Here is a 23,330-nt window from a genome sequence, read left to right on the forward strand (position 1 = left end):
GCGGTTAGTATAGCAGGATGTGTTTTTCATTTCAATAGGTATTGAAATGATGTTTGTGTGTTCAGGCTGCCTGAAAAACCATTTATGCCAATTTAGCAAAAGTGTTTTGCAATTGATGTGATTTTTAAAATAAATTCATTGCATTAAAATACGCCCATTATTTACACAAAAGGTCAAAACAATGAGCAAACAAATTCAATTTCATCAAACAGGTTAGCCTGATGTCTTGCAAATCGTTGATGTAGTAATTCCTGCACCAAAAGCACACGAAGTACAAATCCAAATCCAAGCCATTGGCTTAAACCGTGCCGAAATGATGTACCGAGAAGGGGCGTATGTGATTGACCCTGTATTCCCTGCGACTTTGGGTTATGAAGGGGCAGGCGTGGTCGTGGCGATTGGCGAGGGGGTGAGCGAGCTTGCCATTGGCGATAAGGTCAGCATTATTCCGTCTTTTATGTTTACCGAATACGGTACTTATGGCGAAATCGTCAATATGCCCAAACACGCCGTTGTTAAGCACCCTGATAATTTATCAATGGAACAAGCGTCCGCCAGTTGGATGGCGTTTGTTACCGCTTATGGTGGACTGATTGAGTTTGGCAAAGTACAAAAAGGCGATGTGGTGGTGCTAGGCGGTGCAACCAGTTCGGTCGGTCTGGCAAGCATTCAAATCGCCAAAATGCAAGGGGCAACGGTGATTGCCTTGTCTCGCACCCACGCCAAAGGCGATGCACTTTTGGAAAAAGGGGCGGATTTTGTGATTGCCACAAGCGAAAACGATGTAACCGCCAAACTTTTTGAAATCACCAATGGCAAAGGCGTGAATGTGGTGTTTGACCCTGTGGGCGGACAAGAGGCGGCAAAAATCATCAATGCAATGGCACAAGACGGTCGTTACATCATTTATGGGGCATTAAGCCACGATGATATTGCTGTGCCAGTCTTTGCGATTTTGGGTAAGCATTTGACAGTGCGGGGGTATGAACTCTTTGAAATTACCACCGTACCTGAAAAACTCGCCCAAGCCAAACAATTTGTCTATGACGGCTTGGCAAGCGGTCAATTACGCCCTGAAATTGACAAAATCTTTGCCTTTGATGAAATGGTTAAAGCTCACGAATATATGGCAAGCAATCAGCAGATTGGGAAGATTGTAGTTAAGATTTGATGACTTGAAACCACCGCTTGTGATCGGCAAGCGGTCATTTTCATTGGAAATTTTGCAAATCTACACGTTTTCAGCCCCGCCAAACCCTCTCCGCCACACCTGTGGACTCACCCCAAACCGTGCTTTAAACTGCGTTCTTAGATTGCTTGCGCTGCCGAAGCCTGATCTTTGGGCGATGGTTTCGATGCTGTCATCGCTGCTTTCCAATAATTCCTGCACTTTTGCCAAGCGTTTGGCGGTGAGCCATTCGGAGAGGGTGAGGTTGGTGGCGTTTTTAAAATAACGAGCGAAACTGCGTTTGGATAAATGCACGCTGTCCGCCAAGTCGTCCAGTTTGTGCGGTTTATCCAAATTATCGCCTAGAAATTGCAATAAGGCATTGATTTTGCTGTCTTTGGCGTGGCTAATGGGGGCGACTTGGCTAAACTGTGCCTGACCACCTTCACGATGCGGGGCGGAAACAAGCATTCGTGCCAAACTGTTTGCGATGTTTGCGCCATAAAGGCTGCGGATAAAATACAAACAGCAGTCCATACCGGCCAATGCACCAGCGGAGGTCAAAATATTGCCGTCATCAATATACAGGCGGTTGCTGTCGAGCCGAATATGCGGAAAGCGGGCTTTTAATTCCGCCTCGCCCGCCCAGTGCGTAACCAGCGTTTTATCCGTGGCAATGCCGGCATAGGCGAGGGCGTAAGTGCCATAACATAAGGCAATGATTTTCTTATTGTTTTGATGATGAGCTTGCAGTTTTTGCATAAAGGTTTCAGACGGCATTTCCCCCACCCAGCCGGCAATCACAATAATATCCGCCCAGTCCATCTGCTCCAAATGCCCGTCTAACTGCACCTTCGCACCCAATGCGGTTTGCACCGATTTTCCCTTATCCCCGAACACTTTCATATCAAACAACCGCTCGCCCTGATGCGCCATCTGAAACAGTGAAAAAGGCAGATTAAACACAAAATCATTACAGCCGTTTTGGGCATAAAGGGCAAGTTTGGGAGCGTGAGGTTTCATCTTCATTTTGGCAACATCCTTGCGATAAATGGCAATGTTGCCTATTTTAGCATAGGGGTGAAACCACTAAAATATGCTTATCTTTTCGTTATTTGGAGTTTGAAAATGTTTAAAAAACTTACCCTTACCGCTCTGGCATTGACCATCAGTGCATCTGCCTTCGCTCTGGACAGCTATCAGCATATCCGTAATGCCACTGCCAAGATTGAATATGCCGGGCAGACCTTTTTGGTCGATCCGTTTTTTGCCAAGAAAGGGGCAATGGAGGGCTTTAAAGGGACGTTTAACAGCCAATTGCGTATGCCGTTGGTGGAATTGCCGATGTCGCCCGAGCAAATCTTGCAAGGCGTGGATGCGGTGATCGTCACCCATACCCACGAAGATCATTGGGACGAAGCTGCGCAAAAAGCCATTCCAAAACACTTGCCGATTTTTGTTCAACACGAAGATGATGCTAAATTGATTCGTTCGCAAGGTTTTCAGAATGTCAGTGTGTTGCACGAAAAAGCGGAGTTTAACGGCGTAGAATTACACAAAACCGGCGGTTCTCACGGCACGGTTGAGATGTATGCCAATCCACAACTGTCGGCTCTGTTGGGTGAGGCGATGGGCGTGGTCATCAAAAAAGACGGGCACAAAACCGCCTACATTATGGGCGACACAGTCTGGACGGCAGAGGTAAACAAAGCCTTGCACAAATACCAGCCTCATTACATTGTGATGAATACCGGTTTTGCCCGCATTAACGGCTTATCCGACAGCATTATTATGGGCGTGGAAGATGTGTTAAAAGCCAGCCAAACGGCGCCGAATGCCAAGCTGATTACAGTGCATATGGATACCGTAAACCATACCGCCACCAGCCGTGATGATATGCGTACATTTGTCATTGGCGAAAAATTAACGGATAAAGTCATTATTCCAAATGATGGCGAAGTGATTGAATTAAAATAATTTTGGAGAACAATATGAAAACCGCACTTTTAGTGATTGATGTACAAAACGAATACTTTGCTTCCGCAGGCGGCAAATTTGATCAATTCAATGTTGATGAGTTGGGGCAAAAAATTGCCGATTATGCCCAAACTGCCGTACAAAACGGGGAGCTTGTGATTGGCGTTCAGCACCTGATGGCAGAAGATTATCCTTTATTTGCCAAAGGCTCAGAGGGTGCAAAAATCCATTCCTCGGTGGCAGGGATTTTGGCAGATAAACCGTTGGTACAAAAAGCCCACGCCGATAGTTTTTTAAACACCAATCTGCTTGAAATCTTAAAACAACACGGCATTGAACAAATTGACATCTGTGGGATTATGACTCAAAACTGCGTAACCCATACCGCCCTTTCGCCTTTTGCCAAGGATTACAAAGTTCGGGTTCTGTCAAACCTTTGCACCGCGCCGACGGAGTTAATTCACCAAATCGCCTTGGGGGCATTGGCAGATAGAGAATGGATTGAGGTGGTTTAAATTTGATAAAACACCGTTTGGATTAAGATTCAAGCGGTGTTTTTTATCGAAAATTTGCAAAATTTCAGGCGCTTGGATAGTACGATCTATTTCCAATGAAAAACAATATTCAGCCCCATTGCATTGGCAAAGTTTTGAATGGCTTGTTGTAAGCCTTTTGCCGACAAATTGGTATAAAGGTAAATATTTTCTTTAAGCTGAGTGGTATATTTCATTCCATTAGGTCTATGGCTTGGCTCACTCCCCAGACAATGTGATGGTGTCGGCTTTCCACTTAAACAATAATCTTCCACCAATTCACGATACTCAGGTTCGTTTAATAAAAATGAAAAGAACGCTTTTTGATTATCTCGGTAGCTTTTTCCTGTAATTTTATGCCCGTTTAATTCAATATAAATTTGCTGAGTTTGATTTTCTTCTTCCTCCCTGAAATCACTTTCAAATAGATTGATATGCGCCACTTCGTCCATAATTTCTTGGGCAATATTCCATACATTATCGGCTTTGATTTTATTAGTTTTATCAATGAAAGAAAGATTGCCGGAGGTGTTATTATCTAAAATCAAATCCGTTTTTTTAAATTCATCGATTAATTTCTTTTCCAAATAATCCGTTTGTGATTTATCTAAACGTCCATCTTCCCGCCCAAAGAAAATAATTTTATTCCACCAATCTTTTTGCTCATTATGCTGTTTTAGGCGATCATAAATTTTGCCGCTGGCTTGCCCGACATAACGCTGATTTTCCCCCAGCAAAATATAAATGCCGGCTTTATTGGCCTCTTCCAAGTCTTTCAAGACTTTTAAATCTTCACGATCCGCAATCGCCAAAAAGACAGGCTCTTTGGTATAAACCGTTATATTATCTTTGGAGCGATCACTGACAATTACAGTATGTGTCACCATCAAATTTTCCTTGTTTATCAGTTGAATTTTCTGTTTATTCTACCTCATACAAGGGCATATTCACCAGCCAATCCTGTTGCCTAAAACCCATCATAGAAAACCACATGGTGGGTTTGCGTGACAAAGCAATTTTATCATCTTTGCTTCCGGCACCTTTTGGCAAATCAGCATAGACAAATTTTTTGTTGTCTTTGGCAAGTGGTGCCGGAATCGAAGCCCAAATCGACCGCACTTTTTACGCCGTTTACCCATCACGGATATGTTGAAAAATCTGCAAAACATCTGCCCGATGTTTATAATGCTTGAAATGTTAATCAATGTTGGAGTTTACGATGATAAAACCTGTACCGCTTGATAAATTTTACCGCCTCATCAATCACGGTGTTACGGCACTCATCAGTGGTAAACACGGCAATGATGAAAATGTGATGAGTGCATCGTGGGTGTGTCCTTTGGATTTTTCGCCCAATGCCAAACTCACCGTGGTGCTGGATAAATCCACCCACACACGCACCTTGATAGAACAAAGCGGTTATTTTGCCGTGCAAGTGCCTGTTTTATCGCAAATTGATTGGGTGGTTAAACTGGGTTCTATCAGCAAAAAAGACCACCCAAACAAACTGTACGGACTGCCTCTGTTTTACCAAGACGGCTACGATGTACCTTTGGTGTCAGGCTGTGCAGGGTGGATTGTGTGTCGGCTTATCCGCAATCTTGATAATGAACAAAATCACGACTTGTTTATCGGTGAAGTGCTATCGGCGTGGGCAGATGAGAGTATTTTTGATAACGGGCGTTGGAAATTTGATGAGATGGGCGATGAATGGAGAACGTTGCACTATATCGCTGGTGGGCAGTTTTATACCACAGGCAAAAGTGTGGTGGTGGACGAGTGAGCAAAACACCGCTTGGATTGAAGTTCAAGCGGTGGTTTTCTTTCTAAATTTTGCAAAATTTCAGGCAGTCTGAAAACTCACTTTTCCAAAAATAAAAACTAACTTCCAAGAAATAGCAATTCTGTTGTTGATTTTAAAACTTTAAAATACGCTTATTCCATTCCAATAAAAGAGAAATTTTATGAAAAAATTCACAACAACCGCCATCGTCCTAGCTTTTGCCACTTTGGGTGTGGCGTGTAGCCCAATCCATCATACAATAAAAAATACACGAAGCATTCAGACAGCAACGCTTGACACTGCCCAAGAAATCGCTCAATTAAGCTATATTGAAAATCTAAAAAGCCCAGAAGACTTGGTGCAAATCCCCAATTCTAACTGGATTATCGCAAGCGGTATGACCCACCATAGCGGTTTATACTTGATTGATAGCCAAACAAAAACCGCCCAAAGACTCATCGCCCCAAAAGCCGATAAACCCTCCACCCAATTTAAAAACAGCCAGCCACAACCGCACGCAGATGAAATGCAAATTCACGGTTTAAGCATTCGTGCGATGGGTGGTGGTAAATCACTGCTGTATGCAGTCAATCACAATGGCTTTGATAAAAATATCAATCGTGAAACCATTGAAGTTTTTGAAGTGAACGCCAATACCACCACACCGACAATAAAATGGCTTGGCAATGTGCCAATGCCCAAAGATGACAAGGGCAGATATTTAGCCGCCAACAGCGTGGTGTCAGGGGCGGACGGCTCAATTTACACCACTGTAATGATGCACCCACACAATACACTTGAAGATATGTTTGCAGGCAAAACCACAGGAGCAATCTATCGCTGGTCGCCAAAAACGCAAGTCTTTGAAAAATTGCAAGGCACGGAATTTAACGGCAATAATGGCATTGAACTCTCCCCCGACGGTCAATTTATTTATGTTGCCCATATGAAAAATTTAAGTAAATTAACCAATACCAACCCTGCCAAAGAAGTTGCCACGACACAGCTTAATTATGGCGTATTTGACAATTTGCATTGGGTGAGCGATAAGCTGATTACCGCAGGTTCTAGCACTCAAAATTGTGGCGATACAATGACTTATGATTGCCTAAAAGATTATCACATCACCACCATTAGCCCTGATAATCTATCTACCAACGCCATTTATCAAGGCAAATATACCGCCGATTTTAGTGGGGTTTCTACCGTATTGCCTGTGGGCAAAACTTATTATTTAGGCTCGTTTTATAGAGATAAAATGGCGTATTTTGTAAGTGAAATAGTGATTTAAACACCGTTTGAGCAATTCAAGCGGTGGTTTTCTTTTCACATTTTGCAAAGGACTTTCAGGCGGTATCACCGTTAAAACGACTGTAACGTGCGTCGTTGCTTGCCGTTTTCATCAAAATTGCTTGCGTCGAGCCAGCATTCAAATTTGGGTTTCATCGCCTGCCATTCATTTGGCAACATGGAAAACCACGCCGTGTCTCGGTTTCTGCCTTTGTAAACCACAGCGTTACGGAAAATGCCTTCAAAAACAAAACCCAACCGCTTGGCAGCATTGGCTGAGGGCTGATTCAAGCTATCGCATTTCCATTCATAACGGCGGTATTGCAAGGTTTCAAACACATAGTTCATCACCAAAAATTGGGCTTCGGTGGCAATGCGTGAACGCTTTAACTCAGGCGAATAAATCACCCAGCCCATTTCCGCCACGCGATTGGCTGGATCAATACGCATTAAGGCAAAGGTGCCAACTGCTTTGTTGCGTTGTTTGTCGATGATGCTGAAATAGTAAGGATCGGCAGAGCGTTCCCATTCGCTCAGCCATTGTTTGACGGCGGCTTCATCACCGGCGGCTTCGCAAGGCAGATAAGTCCACATCTCTGCCGGACTATCGTTGCCGTAAAGTGCGGTTAAGTCAGCCAAGTGTTTTTCGACAGACAGTTTTTCCAAGCGGCAATACTGCCCTTCCAGCACTTGCACATTCGGCAGTTCGCCTGCACAAAAGTCCGGCAACGGCTCGCCAATCGCTTGATTAAATAAATTAAACCACATCGTTTGCTCCTGTTTGCTGATCTGCGATGAAATCACAGTATAAATCTCCGTCTCAAAAATACAATCAAGCATTTAACTCGGGTGAGGGTAATCGCTTATTTGTGGTGGCAATATTATCGCAATTGGGCATTGATTTTATTGAAATTTCCGGCGGTAATTATGAAAGTTCGGCGACGTTGCCCAACCCGAGATTATCAGCATGGAAAGTGTTGCTGAAAACCTTGTGGGAAAACGGCAAAGCAGGGGTGAGAACGGGGCGGGGATAATACATCACTTCAACTTATACCTGATTATCATAATTATCAATTACAGAGAATAACTAAACCAAACTATAATAGTGCTTTGTTTTGTTATTGAGATAACGTTAAAAAATGAACACAATCAAATCCCGTGCAGCGGTGGCATTTGCCCCTAATGAACCCTTAAAAATCGTAGAAATCGATGTCGAACGCCCGAAAAAGGGCGAAGTCTTGGTCAAAATCACCCATACCGGCGTATGCCATACTGATGCCTTTACCCTATCAGGGGCTGATCCGGAAGGGATCTTCCCAGTAGTGCTAGGACACGAAGGCGCAGGCGTGGTGGTAGAAGTGGGCGAAGGGGTAACCAGCGTACAGCCGGGCGACCACGTAATTCCGCTCTATACCGCCGAATGCCGTGAGTGTGATTTCTGCAAATCCGGCAAGAGCAATTTATGCATTGCCGTGCGTGAAACCCAAGGCAAAGGCTTGATGCCGGACGGAACTACACGCTTTTCTTACGAAGGCAAGCCGATTTATCACTATATGGGCTGTTCCACTTTTAGCGAATACACCGTTGTGGCGGAAGTATCGCTTGCCAAAATCAACCCCGAAGCCAATCCGGAAGAAGTCTGCCTACTCGGCTGCGGTGTAACCACCGGCATTGGGGCGGTACACAATACCGCCAAAGTGCAAGAGGGCGACTCGGTGGCAGTATTCGGCTTAGGCGGAATTGGTTTGGCGGTTATTCAAGGCGCAAAACAGGCGAAAGCCGGGCGGATTTTTGCGATTGATACCAATCCGGAAAAATTCGCCTTAGCAAAAGAGTTTGGTGCAACCGACTGCCTAAACCCGAACGATTTTGAGAAGCCGATTCAGCAGGTGATTATCGAACAGACCAAATGGGGCGTTGATCATACCTTTGAATGTATCGGCAACGTGAATGTGATGCGTGCTGCCCTTGAATCTGCACATCGAGGCTGGGGACAATCTATCATCATCGGCGTAGCGGGTGCAGGACAGGAAATTTCCACCCGACCGTTCCAACTGGTTACCGGCAGAACGTGGAAAGGTACGGCATTCGGCGGAGTGAAAGGTCGCACTCAGTTACCGCAAATGGTGGAAGATGCAATGAAAGGGATTATCCGCCTACGTCCATTTGTTACGCACACCATGGGCTTGGAGCAAATCAACGACGCCTTTGATTTAATGCACGAGGGCAAGTCGATCCGTTCGGTAATTCATTACGCATAATACCAAACAAGCGGTTATTTTTTGCACTTAGATTGTAAATTCAAGGCAGAAAAATGACCGCTTGTTTGTTTTGTACCAACGAGCTATTGAGATGTTTCAGACAGCCTAAAATTATCATGAAAAATGATACCTACCTATCAGAATTATCAATTTCTCGTAATAATTCAAGCCCTTTATAATATTCACAGTTTTAACCATTTGGGAGCAGAATATGACTTATCCAGTAAAATCCTATGCCGCATTTAGTGCCACCACACCACTTGCCCCACACAGTTTTGAACGCCGTGAATTGCGTGAAGACGATGTTTTGATTGATATTTTGTACTGTGGCGTGTGCCATTCCGATTTGCATACCGCCCGTAACGATTGGGGCTGGACACATACTTATCCGATTGTTCCCGGCCATGAAATTATCGGCCGTGTTGCCCAAGTTGGCAAAAATGCGAAAAAATTCCAAGTCGGTGATTTGGTAGGTGTGGGGTGTATGGTAGATTCCTGCCGAACCTGTTCACCATGCCAACACGGCTTGGAGCAATATTGCGAACACGGCCATATCGGCACTTACGGAGCCATTGACCGTTTCGACGGCAGCTTAACCCAAGGTGGTTACAGCACCGGTGTAGTCGTAAGCGAAGATTTCGTTTTGAAAGTATCAGAAAAATTGGATACCCGAGCCGTTGCACCATTACTGTGTGCCGGTATCACTACTTATTCGCCGCTCAGACACTGGAATGTGAAAGCCGGCTCAAAAGTTGCCGTTGTCGGTTTGGGCGGCCTCGGTCATATGGCTGTGAAACTCGCCAAAGCGATGGGTGCGGAGGTAACACTGTTTACCCGCTCGCTCAATAAATCCGACGATGCCTTCCGTTTAGGCGCCAGCCACGTGGTGCTTTCAACCGATGAAAAGCAAATGGCAGACGTTGCAAATACCTTTGATTTAATCATCGATACCGTGCCATACACCCACGATTTAAAACCTTATATGCCAACTTTGGCATTGGACGGCACGCTGGTGCTGGTAGGACTGGTGGGCGAACTTAAAGAAACAATCAACACCGTACCGATGATTGTCGGTCGCCGCAGCATCTCCGCCTCTGTAATTGGTGGCATTAAAGAGACCCAAGAAATGCTCGACTTCTGCGCCGAACACAACATTGTGCCGGATGTGGAAATGATTGATATGCAAACTATTAATGATGCTTATGAACGAATGCTGAAATCAGACGTAAAATATCGGTTTGTGATTGATATGGGAAGTTTGAAGGGTTGATATTACAATATAAAGGCGGTGAGTCCCGCCTTTATTTTTGCAAAAAATCAGCGGAATTAAACCGCTTGTAAGGAATATTATGCAACAATTTGAAAACTACCGCTGTTTTAGCGGTGAACAACAGGTTTGGCAACATTTCTCAGCCAGCCTAAACTGTGAAATGAAATTTGCTATTTATCTGCCGCAATCTGCTAAAACACAAAAGCTATCCGTACTATATTGGCTTTCTGGTTTAACCTGTACCGAGCAGAACTTCATCACTAAATCTGGCTTTCAACGTTATGCCGATGAACATCATCTGATTGTGGTCGCACCGGATACCAGCCCTCGTGGAGTAAATGTCGCTAATGACGGGGCTTATGATTTAGGTCAGGGTGCCGGATTTTACCTAAATGCTACGCAAGGCGAATGGACAACACATTACCAAATGTATGATTACATTGTCAGCGAACTGCCAACATTAATTAATGCTCATTTCCCGACTAACGGTAAACAATCAATTTTTGGGCATTCAATGGGCGGACATGGTGCCTTAACCATTGCATTTAAAAATCCGGGGCAATATCAAAGTGTATCGGCATTTGCACCGATTGTCGCCCCAACCCAAGTTCCTTGGGGGCAAAAAGCATTTTTAGCATATTTAGGCGAAGATCAGACCGCTTGGAAGGCGTATGATAGCGTGGCATTGCTGGAAAAATATCGCCCAAGCTTGCCAATTCTAATCGATCAAGGTAGCCAAGATAGTTTTTTGCGCGAGCAACTGAAGCCGGAAATCTTCTGTGAAACCGCAGATAGACTTGGAATACCCTACCAATTCAATTTACGTGATGGTTACGATCACAGCTACTATTTCATTAGTAGCTTTATCGGTGAACATATAGCCTTTCATGCAAAACATTTAAAAGGCTAAAGACAGTAAATTATCGAAACATGCTTTATCATTTTTATCATGTTTCGATATATTCAGAGTGCATTACAAGCGGTCAGTTTACGATCATTTTTTACAAAATGCTGGTTTTTTGTAAAAACAAAGGTTTGAAATACAACAAAAGCCATGCTTTAATAAAGCTCTCCTCTAAACAAAGGAGTTGGGTGGAAGCTAAACTCAGTCTGCTTTCTTGTTTTTCATCTTTAACTAAGTAGGTGCAATCTATTTACTGTTATGACTAATCAGAAATTCAACAAATTCATCAACTCTTCTCTTACTCTCGCTTTCTTTACTTTAATCTCTTTTTCTACCGCTTACTGTTATGCTTGGGGTATTGCTGCTTTTCATGGCTACCCGTGGTGGCATGTTGAGGTTGGTAATGCCGGTATAGCTCGCGCACTAGCCTACGTTTTTGGCACATTTTTAACTATCTTTCTTTTTTATTTGATAGGATACGCTTTAGTTAATAAAGTTTTTAAGCTGCATTACTTTAAATACCTTGGCTGGCTACGGGTGAGTGTTCTTGTTACTATTTTTAGCTTGCCTGTAATGATCAGTTTCTATCTGTTTATTGGCAAAGTGCCAATGTATTTACACCTACTCTATCTAGGGACAACTACCCTATCAGTATTATTATTTCACAAACATTGGGATCACCGCGTATTCCACTTAGATATTCAAAAAATGTTAAGCGAAGAACGCTTTGGTTTTTTCTATATTTTTATTTTTATCTATTTTAGCTTACTTTCTTTGAGCATTGGCTACATTCGCCCTGAGCTGAGAACAACGTATGATTATCTTGAAATTGAAAATAAGCGATATTATGTCTTATCTATTCATTGCAATAACATTTATGTGCTAGGCGAAAAAACTAAAGATAACGATGAATTCCTCTTTTTTAACCAAGATACACTGAAATATCACCGCATTAATATTACCAAAATGCCAAATTAGCCTATCTAAAATAACAATCCGCACCTAGAACGTGCGGATTGTGACTATTTGAGCTAAAGCTTACTTAAATCCACCAAAGCATCTCTGCTAATATCACTGATATTCGCGTTGCTGGTGAGGGTCATTGCGACTTTCATCTCTTTCAGGAAGATGTCGAGTAGGTTTTCCACACCCGCTTGACCGGCGGCACTGAGGGCGTAAATAAAGGAACGCCCGATCATCGTGCAATCTGCGCCGAGCGCCAGCATTCTCACTACGTCTAAGCCGTTACGGATACCGGAGTCGGCGAGGATTTTGATATCCCCTTTTACCGCATCGGCAATGCTTGGTAAGGCTTTGGCGGAAGAAAGTACCCCATCTAACTGGCGACCACCGTGGTTAGAGACGATAATGCCGTCTGCACCAAATCTTACAGCATCTTTAGCATCTTCAGGGTCGAGAATGCCTTTGATCACCATCGGGCCGTCCCAGAATTCACGGATCCACTCTAAATCTTTCCACGAAATAGACGGGTCGAAATTATCCGTCAGCCAGCCGATGTAGTTGTTCAGATCAATCGGCTTACCCATATATTTTGACACATTACCCAGCGTATGTGGTTTACCTTGAATACCGACGTCCCATGCCCAGAATGGGTGAACCATTGCTTGCAACACGCGGCGAATATCTTTGTATGGGCCGCTCATTCCAGAGTGCATATCACGATAGCGTGCACCGGGAGTCGGCATATCTACGGTGAACACCAGCGTGGAACAACCGGCAGCTTTGGCACGTTCTAACGCATTTTTCATAAAGCCCCGATCTTTTAGCACATAGAGCTGGAACCACATCGGGCGTTTAATTGCGGGCACGACCTCTTCAATCGGGCAGATTGAGACAGTGGAAAGGGTAAAGGGAATACCTTTGTTATCCGCTGCTTTGGCTGCTTGCACCTCACCACGGCGAGCATACATTCCCAGCGCACCAACAGGGGCGAGGGTCACCGGCATTGACAATTTTTCGCCGAACAGCTCGATGCCGGTATCTAATTGCGACATATCTTTTAACACACGTTGACGTAGGGCAATGTCTTCCAAATCGCTCACATTACGACGTAAGGTCTGTTCGGCGTAAGAACCGCCGTCCGCATAGTGGAACATAAAAGGGGGAACACGGCGTTTTGCCGCACGGCGGTAGTCGTTTGCAGATGAAATGATCATTTAAAACCTCATAAATCATTAAGAAAAAGTGCGGTTATTCTACTTTAAAATAAAAATAAGAATTACTATTATTTACAAAATATGAGAAATAGATCACATTTTTGTTACAAACCAACCAGCACAAAAATATGAGAGAACAAAAAGTAACCAGCAAAATAATCGATTATTCACAGAGAGAAAAATCACCATTAACTCTTTGATTTAATTAGAATTTATAAAAATAACAAAAGGATAATTTGAGTTATTCACGCCTAATTTTAAAAACTATCACATCTTTATCCACAAATGGTGGGGATAACTCTACTTTATTTATTAAGCAAACATGGCTCTGTTTATGCATTTTAAAATTTAAACTTATTTTGACGAGAAAAAACTCAACAACTTGATCTTTATCCAGATCATTGCTTAAGAAAAAGATCGCATTTTTAGATCTGATTAATTACTCTGTTTTACAACGTTCAGTATGGTTATCCTCAACTTATACCGCTTATATTCAATAGTTATCCACAAGTTTATTCACAAGCGGTCATATTTTATGGTTTTTTTGCAAATCAACCCAAAGTATGAAACAATTCTCCCATTCTAGAATTTTTATCAATTAGGTGGTCGAGTGATCGATTTCGATGGCTACCGCCCAAATGTTGGAATCGTTATCTGTAATAAGCACGGGCAAGTTCTGTGGGCAAAACGGTTTGGTCAAAACTCTTGGCAATTTCCGCAAGGAGGAATTAACGAGGGGGAAAACATTGAAACAGCAATGTACCGTGAGCTTTATGAAGAGGTCGGCTTAAATAAAAAAGATGTACGATTACTTTGGGCGTCTAAATATTGGCTAAAATATAAACTGCCAAAACGCTTGGTACGCAATGAAGGTTCAGGCCCTATCTGTATCGGGCAAAAACAGCGTTGGTTTTTACTACAATTAATCGGCGATGAAAGCCTGATTAACTTGAAAACGATGAAAAATCCGGAGTTTGACGGCTGGCGTTGGGTCAGCTTTTGGTATCCAGTCCGCCAAGTGGTCTCTTTTAAACGAGATGTTTATCGCAAAGCGATGAAAGAGTTTGCACAGGTTTTGCAAAACAATATTCAAAAAGCGACTGACGATAAAACCGGTGAGAAACCACGCATTGAGCGTGGCGAGACTTCGCCCCATACTTATAAAAAAACCTCTCAGGATTCTGCCAAAGCCTATAAACGAGAAGCTCGTAAGCCTTATCGTCCTTGGCATCAACATAATCAAAAAGGAAAATAAGATGACTATTTTATTAAGCTGCCTTTTTTTAGGGGTGTTTGTCGGCTTTTTAGCCGGCTTGTTCGGCATTGGTGGTGGGTTAATCATCGTGCCGAGTTTGGTCTTCCTACTGCCCATGGCAGGTGTACCGCCGGAATATATAATGTCTACCGCACTCGGCACATCATTTTCAACCATTATTATTACCGCCTTTGCATCGGCACAACGCCATCATAAGTTAGGCAATGTCGATATCCAAACCAGTAAATATTTTATTCCAGCGTTGATGGTTTCGGTTTTTCTATCGGGCTTGGTGGTAAGCCGCCTCGATCCGCAACTGATGTCTAGAATTTTTGCGGTAATGGTACTTTACCTTGCAGGTAAAATGATTTTTTCAATAAAAAGAGCACCGAAAAATAAACCACTTACCGTTCAAACGACGATAATCGGAGGTTCAATCATCGGTGCGTTAGCCAGTATGGCAGGGATCGCAGGTGGAGCCTTTATTGTACCATTTTTAAACGATCGAGGCTTAGAAATGAAACGTGCCATCGGCACTTCCTCATTTTGCGGAGCATTTTTAGGTTTATCTGGCACAATCAGCTTTATTGTAAGTGGCTGGGGCTTAGAAGGAATGCCTGATTATTCACTCGGTTATGTTTATTTACCAGCTCTGTTTGGTATTACGGCAACTTCATTTTTCACCTCAAAAATGGGGGCAAGTGCCGCCAACGCTCTACCTGTGCCGATGCTGAAAAAAGCCTTTGCAGTGCTTTTGGTCTGTATCGCTATCAATATGTTTTTAAAATAAGGACACTATGAACGAACAATTTATCCAATTTCCACAAATTAGCCCGATTGTGTTTGAAATCGGTCCGATTGCCCTACGTTGGTATGGGCTAATGTATTTAGCCGGATTTGCCTTTGCCTACTGGCTGGGAATGAGACGGGCAAAAAATTCCAATGGCATTTGGACAACCGAGCAAGTCGATAGCTTAGTCTATACCTGTTTCTGGGGCGTGGTATTAGGTGGTCGTATCGGCGATGTGTTCTTTTATAGCTTCGACCGTTTCTTACAAGATCCACTCTACCTTTTCCGCATTTGGGAAGGCGGAATGTCCTTTCACGGCGGCTTAATCGGCGTGATTTTAGCGATGATTTGGGTTTCCTACCGCCAAAAACGCAGTTTCTGGCAAACAGCGGATTTTATTGCACCGCTAGTGCCATTCGGGCTAGGTATGGGGCGTATCGGCAATTTTATTAACGATGAACTTTGGGGGCGTGTAACCGATGTGCCTTGGGCGGTGCTGTTCCCAAGCGGTGGCTACCTTCCCCGCCACCCGTCACAACTTTATGAAGCCTTTTTAGAGGGCGTGGTGTTACTCTTTATCCTCAACTACTTTATCCAAAAGCCTCGTCCGGCAGGTGCGGTTTCAGGATTATTTTTAATCGGCTACGGCACATTCCGCTTTATTGTGGAATACTTCCGAGAAATCGACCACAACGTCAATACCACCGCAGATTTAATCACTCGTGGGCAACTGCTCTCTTTACCGATGATTATCGGCGGAATCCTGATTATGGTATGGGCGTATAAAGCCAATAAAGCGAAATAAGCGCAGGGGCAAATCATCATTTGCCCTCATTACAAAAATTGCAAAAAATTCACATAAAACGACCGCTTGTGTTTGAAGGATATACTATGAGTAAAAAATACAAAGTCATCGGTTTCGACTTAGACGGAACCTTAATCAACACTCTCCCTGATCTCACCCTTGTCGCTAATTCAATGTTTTTAGACGCCGGTTTGCCAACGGTCACACAGGAAAAAGTGCTGACTTGGATCGGTAAAGGGGCGGATATTTTCTTCCAAAATGCCGTTGCTCACACCGGCAAAATTTTCCAAGCCGATGAATTAGTCAAAATGCGGGCGAGCTTTGATAAATACTACGCCACCTATGTATGTGAGGAAAGTACCCTGTTCCCAAATGTGAAAGAAACCTTAGAAACCCTCAAAGCAAACGGCTACCCACTGGTGGTGATTACCAATAAACCGACCAAATTAGTCGAGCCGGTGCTTTCTGCTTTCGGCATTTATCATTTATTCGATGAAACGCTTGGTGGGCAATCGCTCCCCAAAATCAAACCGCACCCTGACCCGATGTTTTTTATCTGCGAAAAATTCGGCATCACTCCATCAGAATTACTCTTTGTCGGCGACTCCGAAAATGATGTGATTGCTGCTAAAGCCGCCGGCTGTGATGTAGTTGGGCTGACTTACGGCTATAACTATAATATCCCGATTGAACAATCTAACCCGACTTTCGTGACATCTGAATTTAAAGATGTGTTGAAAATTGTAGGCGAATAAGGTGACAAGCGGTATAATTTCTAGAATTTTTTGTAATTACAACGAGAAGATAAAATGAGCAAACCTATTGTATTTAGTGGCGTGCAGCCCTCAGGTGAATTAACGATTGGCAACTACTTAGGGGCGTTACGCAACTGGGTGAAAATGCAAGATGATTATGACTGCGTGTATTGTATTGTCGATCAACACGCTATTACCGTTCGTCAAGATCCGGAATCGCTACGCAAAGCAACCTTAGACGTGTTAGCCCTGTATTTAGCTTGTGGTATTGACCCAAACAAAAGTACTATTTTTATTCAATCCCACGTGCCGGAACACGCCCAATTAGCTTGGGTGCTTAACTGCTATACCTATTTCGGTGAAATGGGGCGTATGACGCAATTTAAAGATAAATCGGCACGCTATGAAGAGAATGTCAATGTGGGCTTATTTACTTATCCGGTATTAATGGCGGCAGATATTCTGCTTTACCAAGCCAACCAAGTACCGGTAGGTGATGACCAAAAACAGCACTTGGAAATCACCCGTGACATTGCCAACCGTTTCAATGCGTTGTATGGCAAAAAAGATGCCGAAGGCAATCTAATTGAGCCTGTTTTTGCGGTGCCGGAAGTGTTTATTGCGAAATCCGGGGCAAGAGTGATGTCGCTGCTTGAGCCGACTAAGAAAATGTCAAAATCGGATGATAATCGCAACAATGTGATTGGGCTATTGGAAGATCCGAAAGCAGTAGCGAAGAAAATCAAACGGGCAATGACCGATGGCGATGAACCGCCTGTAGTGCGTTATGATGTACAGAATAAAGCCGGTGTCTCAAATTTATTGGATATTCTCTCCGCTATTACCGGCAAAACTATTGCTGAATTAGAAACAGAATTTGAAGGCAAAATGTATGGTCATTTGAAAACGGAAGTGGCGGATAAGGTTTCCGAGCTATTAACCAATTTGCAAGAACGTTATCACCACTATCGCCAAGATGAAGCGTTATTGGAAAAAATCTATCGTGAAGGGGCAGAAAAAGCTCGAACTAGAGCCAAAGCAACGTTAGATAAGGTGTATGAATTAGTCGGTTTTGTGCGTAGCGCTTAATGAAAAATGCTCTTGAATACTCAAGAGCATTTTTTTGCAAAAAACGACCGCTTGTCAATTATTTACGAGCGTTATAAATCTTCATCGCTTCCGGCACAAGGCGGGCTAAGTTTTCTTGGCGGTCGGCATTTGACGGGTGAGTCGAGAAAATGGATAAACCCGAATCGCCATTGGCTTTGCTCATTTTTACCCAAACATTCGGTGCTGCTGATGGGTTGTAGCCTGATTCTGCCATTAAAATTAACCCAACTTCGTCCGCCTCAGTTTCTTGGCTACGAGAGAATGGCTTGGTGGCAATCAAATCCACGCCGGTGCTAAGTAAACCTTCGGTACTGACGCCTGTTGATGCAGTCACAGCCACATCTGCAATAGCCCCTACAATACCGGTAATAGTGCTAACCGTACGGTCTGATTTACCGTGTTCTTTTAGTGCGTGAGCCATCTCGTGCCCCATCACCACCGCAATTTCATCGTTTGATAAATTAAGTCTTTCCACTAACCCCGTGTAAAACGCCATTTTACCGCCCGGCATCGCCCACGCATTGAGTTCATCCGATTTCAATACGGTAATTTCCCAATGAAAAGGTACACCAGTCTGGTTGGCTCTTTCCGCATAAGGCTTCATTTTATGAAAAACAGTGTGAATCCGCTTAGCGGTGGCAGACGAATTGTCAATCGCATTTTGCTGACGAGCTTGGGTTTTCACTTGAGCATAACTTTGAGCCGCTTCTTGGTTAATGCTTTCTGTTGTGGCACAAGCGGTAATCACTGTTGCTAAAAAAACTGAATAACTTAATTTTTTGATGAATTTCATTTTATATCCCACAAAAAATGCCAAACAAATTTGCTTGGCATCCAAAAATAAATAATTATTTCTTAGCACGCTCGAATGATTCTAAGATTTCTTGGCGAGCTTCGTTTACATCGCCCCAACCTTCTACTTTCACCCATTTGCCCGCTTCTAATGCTTTATAGCTTTCGAAGAAGTGCTGGATTTGTGCTTTTAATAACGCCGGTAAGTCACCTACATCTTTGATGTGGTCATACTCTTTACTTAATTTGGTGTGTGGAACAGCAACCACTTTTGCATCACCGCCGGCTTCATCGGTCATTTTTAACACGCCAACAGGACGGCAACGAATCACCGAACCCGGTTGTAACGGATATGGTGTTGGCACTAATACATCAACCGGGTCACCATCTGATGATAAGGTGTTATTCACATAGCCATAGTTTGCCGGATAAAACATTGCGGTTGCCATAAAGCGATCCACAAATAATGCCCCGGTTTCTTTGTCCACTTCATATTTGATTGGATCAGAGTTTGCCGGAATTTCAATTACAACATAAATATCGTCCGGTAATTCTTTACCGGCAGGAACTAATTCTAAGCCCATTTTGGTTTCCTTCTATAATAGGTTAAATAAACGGCGTGATTATAGCTTATTTTCAGAAAAAGATAAAAGCCCGTTTCTCTTTTCATTTTCCGCCAACAAATCCGGCTAATTTTTTGCTAAATTGCTTACAAACCGCACACTCAACCATTTTTCGATAAAAAAAACTTGCCAAAGTTTTAAAAATCCGTAAGATATGCCCTCGTTACGCAAGATTATGGGTCATTAGCTCAGTCGGTAGAGCAGCGGACTTTTAATCCGTTGGTCGAAGGTTCGAATCCTTCATGACCCACCATTAATCTTCAAAACACCTCTAAGGGTCATTAGCTCAGTCGGTAGAGCAGCGGACTTTTAATCCGTTGGTCGAAGGTTCGAATCCTTCATGACCCACCATTAATCTTCAAAACACCTCTAAGGGTCATTAGCTCAGTCGGTAGAGCAGCGGACTTTTAATCCGTTGGTCGAAGGTTCGAATCCTTCATGACCCACCATTTACTCAAATCTCATTTGCAAATTTTTCTGAAAAAACAACCGCTTTATAGTAGAATTCAGTCAATTTTTATCACTTTTATTTTATTCATCAATGCTAAAAAAAATCCTTATTGCGTTAGGTTTAGCCGGCGTTATTGCTTGCGGTGGGCTGTTTTACGGCTACCAAAAACTCACCTCTTTAGCCGAACACCCAATCACAATTCAGCCGAATCAACTTTTCGTATTGGAAAAAGGCGTTTCCAGCCAAAAATTAGCTGCTCTGTTAGAAGAGCAAGGCATTGTCACCCACAATGATGCCGATCTTATCCCTTATTTAATGCGATTACACTCTGAGCTAAGCAAATTCAAGGCGGGGGCTTACTCACTCGAAGGTTTAACAACAGTCAAAGATCTGCTCGCTCATTTAAGCTCAGGCAAAGAAGTACAACTTAATGTGCAATTTATTGAGGGCAAAACCTTTAAAATTTGGCGGGAACAACTAGCGAAAGCCGATTATTTACAGCATACCCTACAGGGTAAATCGGAGAAAGAAATCGCTGACTTACTCGGCATTCCACACGAAAAAATCGAAGGTTGGATAGCCCCGGATACTTACAACTACACGCCCAATTCCACCGATTTAGCCTTGCTTAAACGGGCTTATCAAAAGCAGAAAACGGCGTTGGAACAGGCTTGGCAAAATAGAGCGGAAAATCTACCGCTTGCAACACCATACGAAATGCTGATTCTTGCCTCGATTGTGGAAAAAGAGACCGGCATTGCGACCGAACGCCCACAAGTGGCATCGGTCTTTATTAACCGTTTACGCAACAATATGCGACTGCAAACCGACCCAACCGTCATTTACGGAATGGGCGATCGTTATAACGGCAATATCCGCCGCAAAGATTTAGAAGAGGTAACGCCATACAATACTTACCAGATTGACGGCTTACCTCCAACGCCGATTGCAATGCCGAGCGAAGCCTCAATTAAAGCGGTTGCCAACCCGGATAATACACCCTACCTCTATTTTGTGGCAGACGGTACTGGCGGTCATAAATTCAGCAAAACACTGAATGAGCATAATAAAGCGGTGGCAGAATGGATTCAAATTGAACGTAAACGCAAAAATGAACAAAAATAGTGAGAACAATATGCGTGGAAAATTTATTGTAATTGAAGGCTTAGAGGGAGCAGGCAAAACCACTGCTCACCAAGTGATTCTCAAAGAGCTGGAACAAGCCGGTATTACTGACGTAGTAATGACCCGAGAACCCGGCGGCACCCCCCTTGCCGAAAAACTCCGCCATTTAATTAAACACGAAACCGAAGAACCTGTGAGCGACAAAGCAGAGCTGCTAATGCTCTACGCTGCCCGTGTTCAATTAGTCGAAAATGTGATCAAACCTGCCCTTGCCGAAGGCAAATGGGTGCTAGGCGACCGCCACGATATGTCTTCGCAAGCCTATCAAGGCGGTGGACGAAAATTGGATCGCCACTTGCTCGAAACCTTAAAAGAATCGGTGCTTGGCACATTCGAGCCTGATTTAACGATTTATCTGGATCTCGATCCGGTAATTGGTTTAGAACGAGCCAGAGGCAGAGGCGAATTAGATCGCATCGAACAGCAAAGCCTTGACTTCTTCTACCGCACCCGAGAGCGTTATTTAGAATTAACCCGAAACAACGATAAAGCCGTGATCATCAACGCCGAACAACCCATCGAACAGGTGACTGCGGATATTCAACAAGCAATTAGAAACTGGCTGAAATAATGTATCCTTGGCTTGAAAGTACTTATCAACAACTCACCGATTCATTTTTACAGGGGCGAGGCCATCACGCTTTACTGTTCAAAACAGATGTCGGTCTTGGCACAGACACCTTAATCTACAAGGTGGCTGAATGGTTGCTTTGTAGTCAAAAACTCCGCCATCAACCTTGTCTTGAATGCAAAAGTTGCCTGCTTATGCAGAGCAATAACCACCCCGATTTCCACATTCTCGAACCGATTGAGGGTAAAGATATTGGTATCGACCAAGTACGTGAGCTGATTTATAAACTCCAGAATTTCGCCCAACAGGGGGGGAATACGGTCGTTTATATTCGAGGAGTTGATCGTTTAACCGAGGCAAGCAGTAATGCTCTGCTCAAAACGTTGGAAGAGCCACGTGAAAACGTCTATTTCTTGCTTGAGGCACCACTTCAAGCAACGGTTTTAGCCACCATTCAAAGCCGTAGCCAAACTTGGGTACTTTACGCCCCACAAGCCTCAGAAGTAATGGCTTGGCTACAAACGCAATGCCCTGCAACCTCAACCAACGATTTAGAGATTGCACTCCGCCTTTGTCACTCACGACCGCTGATTTGCAAAAATTTTATCGAAAATGACCGCTTGCAACAGCGAAAAACCTTTTTGCAAACCTTCTGGCGTTTCTACAAAAGCCACGATGTCTTCTTGCTATTCCAAGCGTTCGCCCAAGAAAAAGAGCTGATTTTACAGCAACTCGAATGGCTGGAAAGTTTCTTTAGCGATGCCCTAAAAGCTAAAATGGCAATCAGCCACGGTTGGCTAAACCCGGATCTCCAAAACGGTATTCTCCCTTTTAGCCAACAACTGACCACCCACGGCTTACTCAAAGGATATCAAATTCTCCAACAAACCCAGCGAGATTTAACCGAAATCAACGCTGTCAATCCAGAATTGATGTTGCTAGATTGCCTGACGAAGTTGGTTTTGGTGTTTGAGTAAAAGCCCTCCCTCATAGAAGGTAGCGTTCAATTAGCCGTAAAAAGAGGCTTCTAGCCCTGTAATATAGTTTATAACTTGCAAAATTATTTATCTTTGTTATTGTATGAATAATTCACACAAGGAGAATATTATGGCAAGAACAACCAGCGTGACTTTAGGCGAACCTCTAAATGATTTTGTGAATGAAATGGTGGCAAGTGGGCGTTATGGCTCTACCAGTGAAGTAGTGAGAACGGCTTTACGAATGCTCGAGGAAAAAGAACAATATTTGGCTCAGTTACGATATGCGATTCAAGAAGGTATTGATAGCGGAGAATGCGATGATACTTTTGATGAAATTGTCGCTCAGGCAAGGGAGCATTTATAAATGTATAAATTCTCAGCCAAAGCCAAAAAAGATTTATTATCCATTACTCAATATACTACCGAGCAATTTGGGCTGAAGCAATCAAATGAATATTTACGATCCTTAAAAGAAACTCTAGATAAAATATCAATATTTCCTCGAATGGGGCGGCTCAGAAATGAGATAGGCATAAATATTTTTAGCTTCGTCTGTAAGTCGCATACTATTTATTATCAGCAAAAACAAAATTACCTTTTTATTATCCGTATTTTAAATAACCGAATGGATCATCAAAAATATCTCTAAA

At 43.3% G+C, this 23,330-nt stretch carries 26 protein-coding genes, 3 tRNA genes and 1 pseudogene; 23 read left to right on the forward strand and 7 right to left on the reverse strand.

What is annotated here, in order from left to right; genetic code table 11:
* Nucleotides 1-226 precede the first annotated feature (226 nt).
* Nucleotides 227-1,171, forward strand: coding sequence for a zinc-dependent alcohol dehydrogenase family protein (locus EL242_RS01600; protein WP_232019681.1), 945 nt, complete (start codon nt 227-229; stop codon nt 1,169-1,171).
* Between the two features lie 60 nt (nt 1,172-1,231).
* Here EL242_RS01600 and EL242_RS01605 read toward each other — a convergent pair whose 3' ends face one another.
* The gene (locus EL242_RS01605) at nt 1,232-2,197 is read right to left on the reverse strand and encodes a GlxA family transcriptional regulator (protein WP_126301252.1); all 966 of its coding nucleotides are present in this window, start codon (nt 2,195-2,197) and stop codon (nt 1,232-1,234) included.
* A 99-nt stretch (nt 2,198-2,296) separates the two neighbouring features.
* Here EL242_RS01605 and EL242_RS01610 point away from each other — a divergent pair, with 99 nt between their 5' ends.
* Together EL242_RS01610 and EL242_RS01615 are read left to right on the forward strand one after the other, a co-directional pair.
* On the forward strand, nt 2,297-3,145 hold the full coding sequence (locus tag EL242_RS01610; RefSeq protein WP_126301253.1) for an MBL fold metallo-hydrolase: 849 nt from the start codon (nt 2,297-2,299) through the stop codon (nt 3,143-3,145).
* 14 nt (nt 3,146-3,159) lie between these two features.
* Nucleotides 3,160-3,660 carry an isochorismatase family protein gene (locus tag EL242_RS01615; RefSeq protein WP_126301254.1) on the forward strand — a complete coding sequence of 167 codons (501 nt, stop codon included), beginning with the start codon at nt 3,160-3,162 and terminating at the stop codon, nt 3,658-3,660.
* An 86-nt stretch (nt 3,661-3,746) separates the two neighbouring features.
* Here the strand turns inward: EL242_RS01615 and EL242_RS01620 are convergent, their stop codons facing one another.
* On the reverse strand, nt 3,747-4,565 hold the full coding sequence (locus EL242_RS01620; RefSeq protein ID WP_126301255.1) for a GIY-YIG nuclease family protein: 819 nt from the start codon (nt 4,563-4,565) through the stop codon (nt 3,747-3,749).
* Nucleotides 4,566-4,686: 121 nt separating this feature from the next.
* Nucleotides 4,687-4,800: pseudogene (locus EL242_RS01625) on the reverse strand (ATPase); the annotation flags it as partial.
* A gap of 97 nt (nt 4,801-4,897) precedes the next feature.
* Between EL242_RS01625 and EL242_RS01630 the strand changes: the two are divergent.
* On the forward strand, nt 4,898-5,461 hold the full coding sequence (locus EL242_RS01630) for a flavin reductase family protein (protein WP_172595336.1): 564 nt from the start codon (nt 4,898-4,900) through the stop codon (nt 5,459-5,461).
* Nucleotides 5,462-5,642: 181 nt separating this feature from the next.
* Complete coding sequence (locus tag EL242_RS01635; RefSeq protein ID WP_126301257.1) at nt 5,643-6,752, forward strand: SMP-30/gluconolactonase/LRE family protein; 1,110 nt, start codon at nt 5,643-5,645, stop codon at nt 6,750-6,752.
* Nucleotides 6,753-6,823: 71 nt separating this feature from the next.
* Here EL242_RS01635 and EL242_RS01640 read toward each other — a convergent pair whose 3' ends face one another.
* A complete protein-coding gene (locus EL242_RS01640; protein ID WP_126301258.1) occupies nt 6,824-7,519 on the reverse strand; it encodes a GNAT family N-acetyltransferase in 696 nt (231 codons plus the stop codon).
* Nucleotides 7,520-7,545: 26 nt separating this feature from the next.
* Here EL242_RS01640 and EL242_RS11475 point away from each other — a divergent pair, with 26 nt between their 5' ends.
* The 5 genes from EL242_RS11475 (at nt 7,546) to EL242_RS01665 (ending at nt 12,164) form a co-directional block, all read left to right on the forward strand.
* The gene (locus tag EL242_RS11475; RefSeq protein WP_197720737.1) at nt 7,546-7,785 is read left to right on the forward strand and encodes a hypothetical protein; all 240 of its coding nucleotides are present in this window, start codon (nt 7,546-7,548) and stop codon (nt 7,783-7,785) included.
* Nucleotides 7,786-7,899: 114 nt separating this feature from the next.
* Complete coding sequence (locus EL242_RS01650; protein ID WP_126302690.1) at nt 7,900-9,012, forward strand: S-(hydroxymethyl)glutathione dehydrogenase/class III alcohol dehydrogenase; 1,113 nt, start codon at nt 7,900-7,902, stop codon at nt 9,010-9,012.
* 211 nt (nt 9,013-9,223) lie between these two features.
* Nucleotides 9,224-10,282: an NAD(P)-dependent alcohol dehydrogenase gene (locus tag EL242_RS01655; RefSeq protein ID WP_126301259.1), complete on the forward strand. Its 1,059-nt coding sequence runs from the start codon at nt 9,224-9,226 to the stop codon at nt 10,280-10,282.
* Nucleotides 10,283-10,361: 79 nt separating this feature from the next.
* Complete coding sequence (gene fghA / locus EL242_RS01660; RefSeq protein WP_126301260.1) at nt 10,362-11,192, forward strand: S-formylglutathione hydrolase; 831 nt, start codon at nt 10,362-10,364, stop codon at nt 11,190-11,192.
* A gap of 252 nt (nt 11,193-11,444) precedes the next feature.
* Nucleotides 11,445-12,164 (forward strand): hypothetical protein, encoded by a 720-nt coding sequence (locus EL242_RS01665; RefSeq protein ID WP_172595337.1) that lies wholly within the window; start codon nt 11,445-11,447, stop codon nt 12,162-12,164.
* A gap of 53 nt (nt 12,165-12,217) precedes the next feature.
* Here EL242_RS01665 and lldD read toward each other — a convergent pair whose 3' ends face one another.
* Nucleotides 12,218-13,363, reverse strand: coding sequence for an FMN-dependent L-lactate dehydrogenase LldD (gene lldD / locus EL242_RS01670; protein WP_126301261.1), 1,146 nt, complete (start codon nt 13,361-13,363; stop codon nt 12,218-12,220).
* Nucleotides 13,364-13,973: 610 nt separating this feature from the next.
* Between lldD and rppH the strand changes: the two genes are divergently transcribed.
* The 5 genes from rppH to trpS all read left to right on the forward strand — a co-directional run bounded on the left by rppH (nt 13,974) and on the right by trpS (nt 18,057).
* Complete coding sequence (rppH, locus tag EL242_RS01675; protein ID WP_126301262.1) at nt 13,974-14,618, forward strand: RNA pyrophosphohydrolase; 645 nt, start codon at nt 13,974-13,976, stop codon at nt 14,616-14,618.
* Between the two features lies 1 nt (nt 14,619).
* A complete protein-coding gene (locus EL242_RS01680) occupies nt 14,620-15,408 on the forward strand; it encodes a sulfite exporter TauE/SafE family protein (RefSeq protein ID WP_006248520.1) in 789 nt (262 codons plus the stop codon).
* A gap of 7 nt (nt 15,409-15,415) precedes the next feature.
* A complete protein-coding gene (gene lgt, locus EL242_RS01685; protein ID WP_126301263.1) occupies nt 15,416-16,213 on the forward strand; it encodes a prolipoprotein diacylglyceryl transferase in 798 nt (265 codons plus the stop codon).
* Between the two features lie 86 nt (nt 16,214-16,299).
* Nucleotides 16,300-16,968: a phosphoglycolate phosphatase gene (locus EL242_RS01690; RefSeq protein ID WP_126301264.1), complete on the forward strand. Its 669-nt coding sequence runs from the start codon at nt 16,300-16,302 to the stop codon at nt 16,966-16,968.
* 54 nt (nt 16,969-17,022) lie between these two features.
* Nucleotides 17,023-18,057 (forward strand): tryptophan--tRNA ligase, encoded by a 1,035-nt coding sequence (gene trpS, locus EL242_RS01695; protein ID WP_126301265.1) that lies wholly within the window; start codon nt 17,023-17,025, stop codon nt 18,055-18,057.
* Between the two features lie 58 nt (nt 18,058-18,115).
* On the opposite strand, the gene EL242_RS01700 is transcribed toward trpS, so the two are convergent.
* Nucleotides 18,116-18,871, reverse strand: a complete 756-nt coding sequence (locus EL242_RS01700) for a M48 family metallopeptidase (protein WP_126301266.1) — start codon at nt 18,869-18,871, stop codon at nt 18,116-18,118.
* A 55-nt stretch (nt 18,872-18,926) separates the two neighbouring features.
* Nucleotides 18,927-19,454 carry an inorganic diphosphatase gene (gene ppa, locus EL242_RS01705; protein WP_006248512.1) on the reverse strand — a complete coding sequence of 176 codons (528 nt, stop codon included), beginning with the start codon at nt 19,452-19,454 and terminating at the stop codon, nt 18,927-18,929.
* A 216-nt stretch (nt 19,455-19,670) separates the two neighbouring features.
* Here ppa and EL242_RS01710 point away from each other — a divergent pair.
* The 8 genes from EL242_RS01710 to EL242_RS01745 all read left to right on the forward strand — a co-directional run bounded on the left by EL242_RS01710 (nt 19,671) and on the right by EL242_RS01745 (nt 23,329).
* Nucleotides 19,671-19,746 (forward strand) — tRNA-Lys (locus tag EL242_RS01710).
* Between the two features lie 22 nt (nt 19,747-19,768).
* Nucleotides 19,769-19,844, forward strand: a tRNA-Lys gene (locus EL242_RS01715).
* Between the two features lie 22 nt (nt 19,845-19,866).
* Nucleotides 19,867-19,942, forward strand: a tRNA-Lys gene (locus tag EL242_RS01720).
* A gap of 92 nt (nt 19,943-20,034) precedes the next feature.
* Entirely contained in the window at nt 20,035-21,069 is a 1,035-nt protein-coding gene (gene mltG, locus EL242_RS01725; protein WP_126301267.1) for an endolytic transglycosylase MltG, read from the forward strand.
* Between the two features lie 10 nt (nt 21,070-21,079).
* Nucleotides 21,080-21,700: a dTMP kinase gene (gene tmk / locus EL242_RS01730; RefSeq protein WP_126301268.1), complete on the forward strand. Its 621-nt coding sequence runs from the start codon at nt 21,080-21,082 to the stop codon at nt 21,698-21,700.
* Entirely contained in the window at nt 21,700-22,677 is a 978-nt protein-coding gene (locus tag EL242_RS01735; RefSeq protein ID WP_126301269.1) for a DNA polymerase III subunit delta', read from the forward strand. The genes tmk and EL242_RS01735 overlap by 1 nt, the downstream gene beginning before the upstream one ends.
* A 130-nt stretch (nt 22,678-22,807) precedes the next feature.
* On the forward strand, nt 22,808-23,044 hold the full coding sequence (locus EL242_RS01740; protein ID WP_126301270.1) for a type II toxin-antitoxin system ParD family antitoxin: 237 nt from the start codon (nt 22,808-22,810) through the stop codon (nt 23,042-23,044).
* Nucleotides 23,045-23,329 carry a type II toxin-antitoxin system RelE/ParE family toxin gene (locus EL242_RS01745; protein WP_126301271.1) on the forward strand — a complete coding sequence of 95 codons (285 nt, stop codon included), beginning with the start codon at nt 23,045-23,047 and terminating at the stop codon, nt 23,327-23,329.
* Nucleotide 23,330: the final 1 nt, after the last annotated feature.

The organism is Mannheimia haemolytica, assembly GCA_900638155.1.
In the GTDB taxonomy this organism is placed as follows: Bacteria; Pseudomonadota; Gammaproteobacteria; order Enterobacterales; family Pasteurellaceae; genus Mannheimia; species Mannheimia glucosida.

What these genes read in the sequence shown, in the direction of transcription:
- EL242_RS01605 (WP_126301252.1), bottom strand. Translation starts at nt 2,197, where the DNA reads ATGAAGATGAAACCTCACGCTCCCAAACTTGCCCTTTATGCCCAAAAC.
- EL242_RS01610 (WP_126301253.1), top strand. Translation starts at nt 2,297, where the DNA reads ATGTTTAAAAAACTTACCCTTACCGCTCTGGCATTGACCATCAGTGCA.
- EL242_RS01615 (WP_126301254.1), top strand. Translation starts at nt 3,160, where the DNA reads ATGAAAACCGCACTTTTAGTGATTGATGTACAAAACGAATACTTTGCT.
- EL242_RS01620 (WP_126301255.1), bottom strand. Translation starts at nt 4,565, where the DNA reads ATGGTGACACATACTGTAATTGTCAGTGATCGCTCCAAAGATAATATA.
- EL242_RS01630 (WP_172595336.1), top strand. Translation starts at nt 4,898, where the DNA reads ATGATAAAACCTGTACCGCTTGATAAATTTTACCGCCTCATCAATCAC.
- EL242_RS01635 (WP_126301257.1), top strand. Translation starts at nt 5,643, where the DNA reads ATGAAAAAATTCACAACAACCGCCATCGTCCTAGCTTTTGCCACTTTG.
- EL242_RS01640 (WP_126301258.1), bottom strand. Translation starts at nt 7,519, where the DNA reads ATGTGGTTTAATTTATTTAATCAAGCGATTGGCGAGCCGTTGCCGGAC.
- EL242_RS11475 (WP_197720737.1), top strand. Translation starts at nt 7,546, where the DNA reads ATGAAATCACAGTATAAATCTCCGTCTCAAAAATACAATCAAGCATTT.
- EL242_RS01655 (WP_126301259.1), top strand. Translation starts at nt 9,224, where the DNA reads ATGACTTATCCAGTAAAATCCTATGCCGCATTTAGTGCCACCACACCA.
- fghA (WP_126301260.1), top strand. Translation starts at nt 10,362, where the DNA reads ATGCAACAATTTGAAAACTACCGCTGTTTTAGCGGTGAACAACAGGTT.
- EL242_RS01665 (WP_172595337.1), top strand. Translation starts at nt 11,445, where the DNA reads ATGACTAATCAGAAATTCAACAAATTCATCAACTCTTCTCTTACTCTC.
- lldD (WP_126301261.1), bottom strand. Translation starts at nt 13,363, where the DNA reads ATGATCATTTCATCTGCAAACGACTACCGCCGTGCGGCAAAACGCCGT.
- EL242_RS01680 (WP_006248520.1), top strand. Translation starts at nt 14,620, where the DNA reads ATGACTATTTTATTAAGCTGCCTTTTTTTAGGGGTGTTTGTCGGCTTT.
- lgt (WP_126301263.1), top strand. Translation starts at nt 15,416, where the DNA reads ATGAACGAACAATTTATCCAATTTCCACAAATTAGCCCGATTGTGTTT.
- EL242_RS01690 (WP_126301264.1), top strand. Translation starts at nt 16,300, where the DNA reads ATGAGTAAAAAATACAAAGTCATCGGTTTCGACTTAGACGGAACCTTA.
- trpS (WP_126301265.1), top strand. Translation starts at nt 17,023, where the DNA reads ATGAGCAAACCTATTGTATTTAGTGGCGTGCAGCCCTCAGGTGAATTA.
- EL242_RS01700 (WP_126301266.1), bottom strand. Translation starts at nt 18,871, where the DNA reads ATGAAATTCATCAAAAAATTAAGTTATTCAGTTTTTTTAGCAACAGTG.
- ppa (WP_006248512.1), bottom strand. Translation starts at nt 19,454, where the DNA reads ATGGGCTTAGAATTAGTTCCTGCCGGTAAAGAATTACCGGACGATATT.
- mltG (WP_126301267.1), top strand. Translation starts at nt 20,035, where the DNA reads ATGCTAAAAAAAATCCTTATTGCGTTAGGTTTAGCCGGCGTTATTGCT.
- tmk (WP_126301268.1), top strand. Translation starts at nt 21,080, where the DNA reads ATGCGTGGAAAATTTATTGTAATTGAAGGCTTAGAGGGAGCAGGCAAA.
- EL242_RS01735 (WP_126301269.1), top strand. Translation starts at nt 21,700, where the DNA reads ATGTATCCTTGGCTTGAAAGTACTTATCAACAACTCACCGATTCATTT.
- EL242_RS01740 (WP_126301270.1), top strand. Translation starts at nt 22,808, where the DNA reads ATGGCAAGAACAACCAGCGTGACTTTAGGCGAACCTCTAAATGATTTT.
- EL242_RS01745 (WP_126301271.1), top strand. Translation starts at nt 23,045, where the DNA reads ATGTATAAATTCTCAGCCAAAGCCAAAAAAGATTTATTATCCATTACT.